Source organism: Erythrobacter sp. CCH5-A1 (assembly GCF_001557115.1).
Classification (GTDB): Bacteria; Pseudomonadota; Alphaproteobacteria; order Sphingomonadales; family Sphingomonadaceae; genus Erythrobacter.
Genome location: NZ_LSKQ01000140.1, coordinates 14,131 through 27,379 on the forward strand (window position 1 = coordinate 14,131; position 13,249 = coordinate 27,379).

Genomic DNA, 13,249 nt, shown 5'->3' on the forward strand with positions numbered 1-13,249 from the left:
CTCGCGTTGCTGCCGCGTAGCCTATGGGGAGAGAATGACGCTTTCAGGATATTGCGTCCAATCGATTAATGCGGAGGGTTTGATTGATTGGAGCGATCAGTAGGCGCTCGCGTGACCGGTGCGTCCACGCCCTGCCAGACCGGCGGCTAGTACTGCCGATCGTCCTGGCAGCGCTCGCACAGGCGGTGGTTCTCGCAATCCCGCACCCCATAGGGACAGCGATGCGGTCTCACGATCAGTGCAAACAGATATTCAAGCAGGCGACCCACCATGGATCGACTGCTTGGATCATTGAACTAGCAGCACATTAACCGAAGATATTTTAATGACTAACGCGGGCCGACGCCGCCTAGGCCGCCTGCGCCACCTCCTCGACCGGCTCGTTGCGGATCAGGAAGTCGAATGCGCCGAGGCCCGCCTTCGCGCCCTCGCCCATCGCCACCACGATCTGCTTGTGCGGCACGGTGGTACAGTCGCCCGCGGCGTAGATGCCGGGGATGGAGGTCGCGCCGTGATCGTCGATCACGATCTCGCCGAACTTGCTGAGTTCGAGGCCGGTCTCGCGCAGCCATTCGGTGTTGGGGACGAGGCCGATCTGGACGAACACGCCTTCGAGCGCGATGCGGCGCTCGTCGCCATTGGCGCGGTTCTTGACCACGAGGCCGCTCACCTTGCCGTCTTCCCCGAGAATCTCGGTGGTCTGGCCGTTGGTGATGATCTCGACGTTCGGCATAGAGCGCAGCTTGCGCTGGAGCACCTCGTCGGCGCGCAGCTTCACGTCGAACTCGATCAGGGTGACGTGGCCGACGATCCCGGCAAGGTCGATCGCCGCCTCGACGCCCGAATTGCCGCCGCCGATCACCGCGATGCGCTTGCCCTTGAACAGCGGACCATCGCAGTGCGGGCAATAGGCGACGCCCTTGTTGCGATACTCCGCCTCACCCGGAACGCCGAGGTTGCGCCAGCGCGCGCCGGTGGAGAGGATCAGCGAGCGGGCGCGCAGGGTGGCGCCATTGGCCATTACGACTTCATGATAGCCGCCGACGTCCTTGGCCGCGCGCAGCTCGACCGCGCGGGCGAGGTCCATCAGATCGATCTCGTATTCGCCGACATGCTTCTTCAGGCTGTCGGTCAGCTTGGGGCCTTCGGTGTAGGGCGTGCCGGGGAGGTTCTCGATCCCGAGCGTGTCCATCAGCTGCCCGCCGAAGCGCTCCGCGGCGATGCCCGTCCGAAAACCCTTGCGCGCGGTGTAGACCGCTGCCGCCGCGCCCGCTGGGCCGCCGCCCACCACCAGCACCTCGAACGGCGCCTTGGCAGCGAGCTTTTCTGCCTGCTTCGCGTCGGCGTTCTTGTCGAGCTTGGCGAGGATCTCGGCCAATTCCATCTTGCCGTTGTAGAACGGCTCGCCGTTGAGGAAGGTCGCAGGGACCGCCATGATGTCGCGGCGTTCGACCTCCTCCTGGAAGGTGCCGCCTTCGATCAGGGTCGCGGTGATGCGTGGGTTTTCGAGCGCCATCAGCGTCAGCGCCTGCACCACGTCGGGGCAGTTGTGGCACGAGAGTGAGAAGAACATCTCGAAATTGTAGTCGCCCTCGAGCGCGCGGACCTGTTCGATCAGGTCGGCATCGACCTTCGGGGGATGCCCGCCGGCCCACAGCAGCGCGAGCACCAGCGACGTGAATTCGTGCCCCATCGGCAGGCCCGCAAAGCGGACCCACTTCTCGGCGTCGGAGGCGCGGCGGATGACGAAGCTCGGCTTGCGGGCGTCGGTGCCGTCGAAGCGCGCGGTGACGAGGTCATGCAGCGACGCGATCTGCTCGATCAATGCACGGGTCTGGCGCGACTTCTCGCTGTCATCGAGCGAGGCGATCAGTTCGATGCCTTCGCGAAGATTGCCGAGATAGGTCTTGAGCTGGGCCTGCATGGCGGCGTCGAGCATGATGTCCTCCGGGCGCGGGACGGTCCGCGCGAGAATTGTGTGATCCGTGTGTCAGGGTAACGCGGGACCGGATGCCGCCGCCGCCCGCAAAGGGGGGAGGTGGGGCGGGGGACATCCGGTCCCGGCTACGACCCGAGGGCTCTTTGAATGGCCATCGGGATTTTACGACCGGCGCGGGGCCGAGGGGGGAGGGGAGAAGCCCCGCGCGGCCGGTCTCGTCAGGTCAGATCTTGCCCACGAGGTCGAGCGAGGGAGCCAGCGTATCGCTGCCTTCTTCCCACGCCGCCGGGCAGACCTGACCGGGGTTGGCGCGCACATACTGCGCGGCCTTGATCTTGCGGGTCAGTTCGTTGGCATTGCGGCCCACGCCCTCGCAGGTGATTTCCATGATCTGGATCACGCCGTCCGGATCGACCACAAAGGTCGCGCGGTCGGCAAGGCCGGCGCCTTCACGCAGCACGCCGAAGTTGTTCGACAGCACGTGGTTCTGGTCGCCGAGGAACGGGAAGGTCAGCTTGCCGATCTTGTCCGAGGTGTCGCTCCACGCCTTGTGGCTGAAGTGCGTGTCGGTCGAGACGGCATAGACTTCGACGCCCATCGCCTGAAGCGTGGCGTACTTTTCGCCCATGTCTTCCAGTTCGGTCGGGCACACGAAGGTGAAGTCGGCCGGGTAGAAGAAGAACACCGACCACTTGCCCGCGAGATCCGCGTCGGTGACGGTGAAGAAGTCCTTGCCCTTCTGGAAGGCGGTGGCGGTGAACGGCTTGATGGTCGAACCGATGATACCCATGGGAGTCTGTCCTTATGCGGGGGTTGAGAGGGAAGAAACTGACGGTGCCCAGATAGGAAATTTTGCGCTGCACAAAAGCGGATTGTTGCGATTGCGAAGATCGGTTTTTTCAATGAGTGCGACGGGAACCAATCGGATTTGCCGTTCATTGATGCCCTTGCCCCGGACGCGCGCGATGGTAGGCGTGCGCCATGCGGGTTCTCCTTACCGGATCGTCAGGCTGGCTCGGGCGCTTCCTTGCGCCGATGCTGGCAAGCGCGGGGCACTCGGTGACCGGGCTCGACATCGCGCCGGGGCTGCATACCGATGTGCTGGGAAGCGTCGCCGACGCCGGCCTGATCGAACGGCTGTTCGCCGAACGCGGCTTCGAGGCGGTGGTCCACGCGGGCGCGCTGCACAAACCCGACATCGTCCGCTACCCGGCGCAGGCCTTCGTCGACGTGAATGTCGCAAGCACGCTCCATCTGCTCGAGGCGGCGGTGCGGCACGGGGCGGGCCGTTTCGTCTTCACCTCCACCACCTCGCTGATGATCACCCGCGTGATCCGCAACGAGGCGGGCGATGCGGCGGTGTGGCTCGATGAGGGCTCAGGCCCGCTCGCACCGCGCAACATCTATGGGGTGACCAAGCGCTCGGCCGAGGAACTGTGCCGGCTGTACCACGATCTCCACGGGTTGCCGGTGATCGTGTTGCGCACCGCGCGCTTCTTTCCCGAGGACGACGACACGCTCGCGGTCCCCTCGGGCGAGAACCTCAAGGCCAACGAGTTCCTGAACCGCCGCCTGACCGTGGAGGATTGCGCTGCCGCGCACCTCGCCGCGCTCGACGCCGCGCCGCGGGTGGGTTGGGGCATCTATGTCGTCAGCGCCCCGCCGCCCTTCACCCGCGCCGACACCGCGCGGCTGAAAACGGACGCGGCCGCGCTGATCGCCGAACGCTTCCCCGAGGCGCCCGCGCTCTATGCCGCGCGTGGCTGGGTGCTGCCGCAGAGCATCGGGCGGGTCTACGACCCTTCCGCCATCGAGCGCGACCTCGGCTTCCGCTGCCAGACCGACTTCGCGGCGGTGCTGGCGGCTTTGCGCGAGGGGCGCGCCATGCCCTTCACTCACGATCCCGGCTACGTGCCGCCCAAGGAATTGGAGCGTTAGGCGTCATCTTGGAGGTATGCGCTGGATCGGCCGCGCAGCCGCCGCAAGGCCGACCGGCCGCCCGCAGCGACGCTGGCGAAGCCAGCATGAGCGAGGAATTGGCAGCCCGGAGGGGCTGCCTCAACCAATCTGTCCTCTGTGAAGCAGCTTGTGATCCGCCAGCACCAGCGCCATCATCGCCTCCACCACGGGCGTGCCGCGGATGCCGACGCAGGGGTCGTGGCGGCCCTTGGTGACCACCTCGACCGCCTCGCCCGCAGAATTGATCGATTCCACCGGGGTAAGGATCGATGAGGTCGGTTTGAAGGCCACCCGGCACACCACCGGCTGCCCGGTCGAGATGCCCCCCGCGGTGCCGCCTGCATGATTGGCGAGGAATTCCGGCTTGCCGTCGGCACCGGGGCGCATCCGGTCGGCGTTTTCCTCGCCCGTCAGGCGCGCGGCTTCGAAGCCGTCGCCGATCTCGACGCCCTTGACCGCGTTGATGCTCATCATCGCCGCGGCGAGGTCGCTGTCGAGCTTGGCATAGATCGGCGCGCCCCAGCCTGCCGGAACCCCGGTCGCGACGCATTCGACAATCGCGCCGAGCGATGACCCGGCCTTGCGCGCGGCGTCGACCTTTTCCTCCCAGCGCGCAGCGGCGGCAGGGTCGGGGCAGAAGAAGGGGTTATTGGCGATCTCGGCGTAATCGATGGCCGCGGGGTCGATCCGGTCGCCGCCCAGCTCGCAGACATAGGCGGTGATGGTGACCTCCGGGATCACCAGCCGCGCCACCGCGCCCGCCGCCACCCGCGCCGCCGTCTCGCGCGCGCTCGACCGCCCGCCGCCGCGGTAATCGCGGATGCCGTATTTGGCGTCATAGGCGTAGTCGGCATGGCCCGGGCGATATTGCCGGGCGATCTCGGAATAGTCCTTGCTCCGCTGATCGGTGTTTTCGATCATCAGCGAGATGGGCGTGCCGGTGGTCTTGCCCTCGAACACGCCTGAGAGAATCCGCACCAGATCATCCTCGCGCCGCTGGGTGGTGAAGCGGCTCGTCCCCGGCTTGCGGGCATCGAGGAAGGGCTGGATGAACTCCTCCGAGATCGCGAGCCCCGGCGGGCACCCGTCGACAACCGCGCCCAGCGCAGGCCCGTGGCTCTCTCCCCAGGTGGTGAAGCGCAAGACGCGCCCGAAGGTGTTCCAACTCATGGGAGTGCCATCTGGCGCAAGTGTGGGCATCTGTCCATAAAGGCTGGACGCCGTTTGCGGCTTGGGGCAGGAACAAACCATGATCGCCAAACTCTCAGGCAGACTGGACGCGACCGGCGAGGACTGGGCGATCGTCGATGTTGGCGGGGTGGGCTACCTCGTCCACTGCTCGAGCCGCACGCTCGCCGCGCTGGGCGAGGTAGGCGAGGCCTGCACCGTCCACACCGAATTGCAGGTGAGCGAGAATGACATGCGCCTTCTCGGGTTCGCCGAGCAGGCGGAGCGCGACTGGTTCCGGCTGCTGACGGGCGTGCAGGGCGTGGGCAGCAAGGTCGGCCTCGCAATCCTCTCCGCGCTCTCGACCGGAGAACTGCGCGACGCCTGCGGGCGAGGCGACGCGGCGATGGTCGCCCGCGCGCAGGGCGTGGGGCCGAAGCTGGCGGGCCGGATCGTCAACGAGCTGAAGGACAAGGCGGGCGCGATGCCGGGCGGATCGGGCGGGTTCGCGGTCTCGGCCGCCGCCGCCCCCGCAGGCAGCAAGGGCGCGGACGCGGCGAGCGCCTTGGAGAACCTCGGGTTCAAGCCCGCCGTGGCCGCGCAGGCGGTGGCGCGGGCTTTGGAAGAGCTGGGCGAGGGCGCGAGCGAGGGCGACCTCATCCGCGTGGCGCTGAAGAAGGCGGCGGGGTGATGGTGCGCGACTGGCGACTGGCTTTGCTCGGGGTCTATGTCCTTGCATGCACCACTACGCTGCTTGGCGGCGGATTTGCATACGATCTGGATTCGCTTGCAGCTGGGATGCTTGCTTTGGCTCTATTGACCGCGCCGATTGTCCCGCTTTGCATCTGGCGAGGTCAGGCGATGGTCAAGGGTGTCGCAACCATAGTAATCGGCGGCGTCGGACTGTTTCTTGTCGTTGATACGCTCTATCTCCAGCCTCCTGATGCTCAAGGGGCACTGGTCTTTCTATTCGTGCCGGTATTGCAGATATTGGCTGTGGCTGCCTTTGCGATCGCGCTGACGGTTTTTTCTGCCTTGTCACGAAGGGTGGAGTGACGCTTCGCAATGACTGACCCCCTCCACACCCCCACTCGACAGCCGGGCGACCCGGACGCAGCCCTGCGCCCGCGCAGGCTCGCCGAGTTCGTCGGGCAGGAGGCGGCCAAGGGTAACCTCGCCGTCTTCATCGCCGCCGCGCGCGCGCGGGGGGAGGCGATGGATCATACCTTGTTCTTCGGCCCCCCGGGTCTCGGCAAAACCACGTTGGCGCAGATCATCGCGGGCGAATTGGGCGTGGGCTTCCGCGCCACCTCCGGCCCCGTCATCGCCAAGGCGGGGGACTTGGCCGCGCTGCTGACGAACCTTGAACCGCATGACGTGCTGTTCATCGACGAGATCCACCGCCTCTCGCCTGTCGTGGAGGAAGTGCTCTACCCCGCGATGGAGGACCGCGCGCTCGATCTGATCATCGGGGAGGGGCCGTCGGCGCGCTCGGTGCGGATCGACCTGCCGCCCTTCACCCTGATCGGCGCGACCACGCGGCAGGGCCTGCTGACCACGCCGCTGCGCGACCGCTTCGGCATCCCGGTCAGGCTCAACTTCTACACCCACGAGGAGCTCGAGCGCGTCGTCACCCGCGCGGCGGGGCTGATGGGCCTCGCCATTGCGCCCGACGGGGCGCACGAGATCGCCCGCCGCTCGCGCGGGACGCCGCGTGTGGCGGGGCGGCTGCTCAGGCGGGTGCGCGACTTCGCCGATGTCGCGGGGAGCGCGACCGTCACCCGCGCGGTGGCCGACGAGGCGCTCACCCGGCTCGAGATCGACCGCCTCGGATTGGACCTGATGGACCGCCGCTACCTCACCATGATTGCGACCACCTACAAGGGTGGCCCAGTGGGGATCGAGACGCTGGCGGCGGGCCTTGCCGAGCCGCGCGATACGGTGGAGGAGGTGGTCGAGCCCTATCTCATCCAATTGGGCCTCGTCGCCCGCACCGCGCGCGGGCGGATGCTCAACGATGCCGGATGGGCGCATCTGGAGCTTCAGCCGCCCAGAGAATCACCGCCAAGTCAGGCCGGACTGTTCGAAGACTGAGTCGCGCCCCCCATCCGGGGGCCCGCGTTAACCATTGGCCTAACGCGCCCCCCGTTTTCGGTGCCAGTTCGGGACAGGCCCGCCGAAATCAGGCGTTTCCGGCGCGATTCCGGCGCTTCGAGAGCCCGATGCTTGGTTAACCCGATTGCCCCTTCGGCGCTTCTGCCACCAAAAGAAGGCTGGATTTGGAGGAATTGCGGCAGTCCCGCACCCCTCCCGTGCAAACAGGGTAAACGACCATGTCGCTCAAACTGGCCATCGCGAAACTCTCCGCCGCTGCGGCAGGCGTCGCATTGCTGCAAGGTGGTGCGGTGCGCATGGCCGAGCCGATGAACACCGACACGCCCGACTTCTCGACCAATATCGACGGGAAGCTGATCCAGGTCGATCCGGTCACCGGCGCCCGCTACATCAAGACGCGCCAGCGCGTGATCGAGGTGCCCGAAGAGCGCCGCCGCCGCATCGTCGAGCGCACGGTCGAGTGCCAGCCGGTCGGTCGGGCAGGCAGCGCGGCGAGCATGCCGGCCGGCGCGGTGCAGGCCTATTATGACGCTGCGCAGTGCCCGCCGATCGCTGAGGTCGCCTACATGCCCGCGCCGCTCCCCCCGCTTCCGCCGATTTCGGGCGGCGGCGGCCCGGGCGGCGGCTGGGGTGGTGGTTTCGGCGGCGGCTTCGGCGGCGGCGTCGGCTTCGGGGGCGGCTTCTTCGGCGGCTTCTTCGGCGGCGGCGGTTCTTCTTCGGGCGATGTCTCGGTCTCGACCACCACCTCGACCTCGACCTCGGGCAGCAGCGGCAGCTCGGGTTCGAGCAGCGGCTCTTCGAGCGGTTCGAGCGGCATCGTGATCGATATCGACATCGACAATTCGACCTCGACGACCTCGTCCTCGGGCCAGCTGTCCTCGACCACCACTTCGTCCTCGGGCGTGGTGACCTCGTCTACGGGTCAGGTGTCGAGCAGCACCGGGCAGGTCTCCAGCAGCACCGGCCAAGTCTCGAGCAGCACTGGTGCGGTGTCGAGCACCAGCAGCACCGGCGCGGTCACGAGCAGCACGGGTGCCGTCTCGAGCACCAGCACCTCGGGCAATGTGTCGTCCTCGACCGGTGCGGTGTCGTCCTCGGGCAATGTCTCCTCGTCTACCGGCGCGGTGTCGAGCTCTTCGGGCAATGTCAGCTCTTCGGGCAATGTTTCCAGTTCGTCAGGGAACGTCAGTTCGTCGACCGGCGCGGTGACCAGCTCGGGTTCGTCGTCTTCCTCGTCGTCGTCCTCGTCCTCGTCGAGCTCTTCGTCCTCCTCGTCCTCCTCGTCGTCGGGCGGGGCGACCAGCGGCGGATCTTCGGGCGACATGACCAGCAGCTCCAGCAGCAGCTCGGGCTCGTCGTCCTCGTCCTCCTCCTCTAGCAGCAGCTCGTCGGGTTCATCGGGTTCGTCGGGCAGCAGCGGCTCTTCGGGGTCGAGCTCGTCGTCGTCCTCGTCGAGCAGCAGCAGCAGCTCCTCGTCCTCGTCTTCCTCCTCGTCGGGCAGCACCAGCTCGAGCGGCGGCACGCCGCCCAACGACGTGCCCGCGCCGCCGATGACGATCCTGTTCGGCCTCGCCGCCGCGGCGATCCTCGGACGCCGCAAGTTCCTCGGCTGAGGCCACCGGCACTTCGCAAAGAAAAAGGGCGGCCTCGCGGGGCCGCCCTTTTTCGTTGTGACAGAGGCGCTTACTGCCCTTGGGGCGGTTCGACCGGTTGACCTGCTGCTTCCCAGGCGAGCATCCCGCCTTCGAGATGCTCGGCGGGCTGGCCGGTGACCGCCGCCAGCCTCTCCCCCGCGATCGCCGAGCGGCGGCCCGAGCGGCAGTAGAGCACCACCTCGCGCCCGTCCGAAAGATCGAGCTTGGCGGGATCGAAACGGTCGAGCGCGATGTGCTCGGCGCCCGGGATCATCCCCTCTGCCACTTCTTCATCGGTGCGCACGTCGATCAGGCGGACATTGCCCGCCGCGATCTTCGCTGCCAACTGCTCCGGCGAGAGCGGAACCAGCGCGGCAGGCGCGGGCGCCGCTTCGGCTTCGCCCGCGGTCCCGGCGAAGGCCAACTCGAAGCCCAGCGGGATCGAGGGCGCGTCGCGCTTGCCCTTCGATTCGCCCCCGTCACCGCCGCAGGCAGACAGTGCCAGCAGAAGGGCGGGAGCGATGAAGAGGGCGGCGCGACCGGGTCTCATGCCTCTCCTTATGCCGCAAGCTTGCGCAGAACGTAATGGAGAATCCCGCCGTGGCGGTAATATTCCATTTCGTTTGCGGTATCTATGCGACACAGGGCGGTGAAGCTGAACTGTGCGCCGTCCGCGCGGGTGACCTCGACGGTGACGTCCTGGCCGGGGGTGAGGTCGGCCAGACCGCGGATCGAGAAGGTGTCGGTCGCGGTGAGGCCAAGGGTCTGGCGGGTGTCGCCTTCCTTGAACTGCAGCGGCAGCACGCCCATCCCGACGAGGTTCGAGCGGTGGATACGCTCGAAGCTCTCGACGATCACCATCCGCACGCCGAGCAGGATCGTGCCCTTCGCCGCCCAGTCGCGCGAGGAACCGGTGCCGTATTCCTTGCCGCCGATGACCACCAGCGGGGTGCCGTCTTCCTTGTGCTTCATCGCCGCGTCGTAGATCGGCATGGTCTCGCCCTTGTAGGTCGAGAAGCCGCCCTCGACCCCCGGGACCATCTCGTTCTTGATGCGGATGTTGGCGAAGGTGCCGCGCATCATCACTTCGTGGTGGCCGCGGCGCGAGCCGTAAGAGTTGAAGTCCTTCTTGGTGACCTGATTGCCCATCAGGAACTTGCCCGCCGGACTGTCTTCCTTGATCGAGCCGGCGGGGCTGATGTGGTCGGTCGTCACTGAGTCCCCGAGGATCGCCAGCGGTTTGGCGTCGACGATGTCCATCACCGGCGCCGGGGTCATGGTCATGCCCTCGAAATAGGGCGGGTTGGCGACGTAGGTGCTGCCCGCGCGCCACTGGTAGGTGTCCGAGGGCTCAACAGTGATCGCCTGCCAGTGCTCGTCACCGTCATAGACGTTGGCGTAGCGGCTTTCGAACATCGAGCGGTCGATATTGGCGGCGCGGTGCGCGGCGACTTCGGCGTTGGTCGGCCAGAGGTCGGCGAGCATCACGTCATTGCCGTTCTGGTCCTGCCCGATGGGGGTGGTGGTGATGTCCTCGGTGACGGTGCCCTTCAGCGCATAGGCGACCACCAGCGGCGGCGAGGCGAGGAAGTTGGCGCGCACGTCGGGCGAGACACGGCCTTCGAAGTTGCGGTTGCCCGAAAGGACCGAGGCAGCGACGATGTCGTTGCCGTTGATCGCGGCGCTGATCGGCGCAGCCAGAGGCCCCGAGTTGCCGATGCAGGTGGTGCAGCCATAGCCGACGAGATCGAAGCCGACCGCATCGAGGTGCTCTTGCAGGCCCGACTTCACGAGGTAGTCGGTGACCACCTGCGATCCGGGCGCGAGCGAGGTCTTGACCCACGGCTTGGGCTTGAGGCCACGCTCGTTGGCCTTCTTGGCAACCAGACCCGCGGCGATCAGCACATCGGGGTTCGAGGTGTTGGTGCAGGAGGTGATCGCGGCGATCACCACGTCGCCGTCACCGATGTCGTGGTCCTTGCCTTCGACCGCCACGCGCGTGGGCGCGGCCTTGCCATAGGCCTTGGTGAGGTCGGAATTGAACAGGTCATCGACCTCCTGCAGCACCACCTTGTCCTGCGGGCGCTTGGGGCCGGCGAGGCTGGGGACGACGGCGGCCATGTCGAGCGAGAGGGTCTTGGTGAAGACAGGGACGTTGGCCGGATCGAACCACATGCCCTGCGCCTTGGCATAGGCCTCGACCAGCGCGATGGTCTCCTCGCTGCGCCCGGTGAGGCGCAGGTAATCGAGGGTCTTGTCGTCGATCCCGAAGAAGCCGCAGGTCGCGCCGTATTCGGGCGCCATGTTGGCGATGGTCGCGCGGTCGGCCAGCGTCAGGTTGGCGACGCCCGGGCCGTAGAACTCGACGAAGCGGCCGACGACACCGACATTGCGGAGCATCTGGACGCAGGTCAGCACGAGGTCGGTGGCGGTCACGCCCTCGGCCATCGCGCCTTCGAGGTAGAAGCCGACCACTTCGGGGATCAGCATCGAGACCGGCTGGCCAAGCATCGCGGCCTCGGCCTCGATCCCGCCCACGCCCCAGCCGAGCACGCCCAGACCGTTGATCATGGTGGTGTGGCTGTCGGTGCCGACGCAGGTGTCGGGATAGGCAACCATCACGCCGTCAGGCCCTTCCGAGGACCACACCGCGCGGGCGAGGTGCTCGAGGTTGACCTGGTGGCAGATCCCGGTGCCCGGGGGGACGGCGGTGAAGTTCTGGAAGCTCTTGGAACCCCACTTGAGGAAGTCGTAGCGCTCGGCATTGCGCTCGTATTCCAAGGCCATGTTGGCTTCCATCGCCTTGGGATGGCCGAACTCGTCGACCATCACCGAGTGGTCGATCACGAGGTTGACCGGCACCAGCGGGTTGATCTTGGCAGTGTCGCCGCCGAGCTTCTTGATCGCATCGCGCATCGCGGCGAGGTCGACCACGCAGGGCACGCCGGTGAAGTCCTGAAGCAGCACGCGCGCCGGGCGGTACTGGATTTCCTCGCCAGTGACGGGGTTGTTCTGCCAGTCGACCACCGCCTGGATGTGCTCGCGCGCGACGGTGAAGCCGCCGTCCTCGAACCGCAGCAGGTTTTCCAGCAGCACCTTCATCGAGATCGGCAGCTTGCTGATGTCGCCCAGCTGCTCGGCGGCCTTCGCCAGCGAGTAATAGGCATACTGCTTGCCGTTCACGTCAAGCATCTGGCGGGTGCCGAGCGAATCCTGGCCGATTGCGGTCATGGGAGAGGTCCGTCCTTTCGAGTGGGGCGCCCCCGATCCACCAAGGGCGCGGAAATATGCCGCGTCCCCTGCGCGCCCGCGCGCGCGAGGTCAAGAGGGTGGGCCCAAGCCTTTTGTCTCAGACCGCCGCCGCGGCCTGCACCCTCGGGGTGCGTGCGGCGATCCAGCAGCCGGTGACGATCAGCGCCGTGCCCGCCAGCGTCGGCCAGGTGACCGCCTCGCGGAAGAACACCCAGCCGGTGAACGCCGCCCAGGCGAAGCCCGAATATTCGGTCGGCACCAGCACGCTGGCGGGCGCGCGGGCATAGGCGAAGGCGATCGCAAAAGAGCCGCAGACGGTCAGCACGGCAGAAATCCCCAGCGGCGGGAGCGCTGCCAGCTGCGGGGTTTGCCACAGCAGCGGCGCGAGCAGCAGCAGCACCAGCGCGCTCACCCCGCTGTGGAAGGTAGCGATCTCTAGCGCGCTGGCGACCTGCGCCTGCCGGCGGATGACGATGAAGTTATAGGCATAGAGCAGCGCCGAAACGAACACCGAGGCGATCCCCAGCATCGCACCTTCGTCGAACCCGCCGCTGCCGATCCGCCCGCCGACGATCACCAGCGTGCCGGCAAAGCCGAGCAGGCTCGCCCCGATGGCACGGGTGCTGATGTCCTCTCCCAGCAGGACGCGGGCGAGGTAGAGCGCCAGCAGCGGGGCGATGAAGGACAGCGCAATCGCCTCGGCCAGCGGCAGGAGGGTGAGCGAATGGAAGAAGGTCAGCGCCATGAAGGCCGACACCACCCCGCGTTCCAGATGCAGCTTCAACACCGCGCGCTCCGGCATCCGCCCGCCGCGCAGCCGCCACACGGGGGCGACAAGGCCCGTGCCGATCACCGCGCGCAAGGTCGTCGCGGTATAGGCGCCGATCAGCAGCGCGGCCTCCTTCATGAAGGCGTCCATCAGCGACAGGAAGCCGACCCCGGCGAGCGCCACGGCAAAGGGCAGCAGGGCGTGATGGGGCTTGGGCGCGGCGAAGCTCATGCGCGCGGCCATAGGCGCAAGGCTCGGGCAGGTCACGCCCCCCTCATCCGAAAGGGGCGCCGCGCAGCCACAGGGGTGTGAACATTAATGCAGGTGAAAGCCAAGATGGTTGATAGGGGCACAGCCGAGCGGGTATGACTGCAGGCGAATTGCGAAGCCGCCACCCTCCCGGCGGCTCGGGGC

General features: G+C 67.1%; 13 protein-coding genes. 4 read left to right on the forward strand and 9 right to left on the reverse strand.

Features of this window, described 5'->3' with window-relative positions:
- Positions 1-349 precede the first annotated feature (349 nt).
- Together ahpF and ahpC are read right to left on the reverse strand one after the other, a co-directional pair.
- Positions 350-1,939, reverse strand: a complete 1,590-nt coding sequence (ahpF, locus tag AX708_RS07460; protein WP_066531423.1) for an alkyl hydroperoxide reductase subunit F — start codon at positions 1,937-1,939, stop codon at positions 350-352.
- Between the two features lie 223 nt (positions 1,940-2,162).
- A complete protein-coding gene (gene ahpC, locus AX708_RS07465) occupies positions 2,163-2,729 on the reverse strand; it encodes an alkyl hydroperoxide reductase subunit C (protein WP_066531424.1) in 567 nt (188 codons plus the stop codon).
- A 191-nt stretch (positions 2,730-2,920) separates the two neighbouring features.
- Here ahpC and AX708_RS07470 point away from each other — a divergent pair, with 191 nt between their 5' ends.
- Positions 2,921-3,877, forward strand: a complete 957-nt coding sequence (locus AX708_RS07470; protein WP_066531425.1) for an NAD(P)-dependent oxidoreductase — start codon at positions 2,921-2,923, stop codon at positions 3,875-3,877.
- A 120-nt stretch (positions 3,878-3,997) separates the two neighbouring features.
- Here the strand turns inward: AX708_RS07470 and aroC are convergent, their stop codons facing one another.
- Positions 3,998-5,068 (reverse strand): chorismate synthase, encoded by a 1,071-nt coding sequence (aroC, locus tag AX708_RS07475; protein ID WP_066531427.1) that lies wholly within the window; start codon positions 5,066-5,068, stop codon positions 3,998-4,000.
- Between the two features lie 79 nt (positions 5,069-5,147).
- On the opposite strand from aroC, the gene ruvA reads away from it, so the two are divergent.
- Genes ruvA through ruvB form a run of 3 tightly spaced genes read left to right on the forward strand, consistent with a single transcriptional unit; the run spans position 5,148 to position 7,159 of the window.
- Positions 5,148-5,756 (forward strand): Holliday junction branch migration protein RuvA, encoded by a 609-nt coding sequence (ruvA, locus tag AX708_RS07480; protein ID WP_066531430.1) that lies wholly within the window; start codon positions 5,148-5,150, stop codon positions 5,754-5,756.
- On the forward strand, positions 5,756-6,121 hold the full coding sequence (locus AX708_RS07485) for a hypothetical protein (protein ID WP_067489877.1): 366 nt from the start codon (positions 5,756-5,758) through the stop codon (positions 6,119-6,121). Before ruvA ends, AX708_RS07485 begins: the two co-directional genes overlap by 1 nt.
- Positions 6,122-6,130: 9 nt before the next feature.
- Positions 6,131-7,159 carry a Holliday junction branch migration DNA helicase RuvB gene (gene ruvB / locus AX708_RS07490; RefSeq protein WP_066531434.1) on the forward strand — a complete coding sequence of 343 codons (1,029 nt, stop codon included), beginning with the start codon at positions 6,131-6,133 and terminating at the stop codon, positions 7,157-7,159.
- A gap of 136 nt (positions 7,160-7,295) precedes the next feature.
- Here ruvB and AX708_RS20370 read toward each other — a convergent pair whose 3' ends face one another.
- The 6 genes from AX708_RS20370 to AX708_RS07515 all read right to left on the reverse strand — a co-directional run bounded on the left by AX708_RS20370 (position 7,296) and on the right by AX708_RS07515 (position 13,066).
- Positions 7,296-7,556 carry a hypothetical protein gene (locus AX708_RS20370; protein WP_156443461.1) on the reverse strand — a complete coding sequence of 87 codons (261 nt, stop codon included), beginning with the start codon at positions 7,554-7,556 and terminating at the stop codon, positions 7,296-7,298.
- Between the two features lie 186 nt (positions 7,557-7,742).
- Complete coding sequence (locus tag AX708_RS20810; protein WP_197426197.1) at positions 7,743-8,066, reverse strand: hypothetical protein; 324 nt, start codon at positions 8,064-8,066, stop codon at positions 7,743-7,745.
- Between the two features lie 36 nt (positions 8,067-8,102).
- Complete coding sequence (locus AX708_RS07500) at positions 8,103-8,780, reverse strand: hypothetical protein (RefSeq protein ID WP_066531436.1); 678 nt, start codon at positions 8,778-8,780, stop codon at positions 8,103-8,105.
- An 83-nt stretch (positions 8,781-8,863) separates the two neighbouring features.
- Positions 8,864-9,364, reverse strand: a complete 501-nt coding sequence (locus AX708_RS07505) for a rhodanese-like domain-containing protein (RefSeq protein WP_066531438.1) — start codon at positions 9,362-9,364, stop codon at positions 8,864-8,866.
- Between the two features lie 8 nt (positions 9,365-9,372).
- Positions 9,373-12,045, reverse strand: coding sequence for an aconitate hydratase AcnA (gene acnA, locus AX708_RS07510; protein WP_066531439.1), 2,673 nt, complete (start codon positions 12,043-12,045; stop codon positions 9,373-9,375).
- Between the two features lie 118 nt (positions 12,046-12,163).
- Positions 12,164-13,066 carry a DMT family transporter gene (locus tag AX708_RS07515; protein WP_066531503.1) on the reverse strand — a complete coding sequence of 301 codons (903 nt, stop codon included), beginning with the start codon at positions 13,064-13,066 and terminating at the stop codon, positions 12,164-12,166.
- Positions 13,067-13,249: the final 183 nt, after the last annotated feature.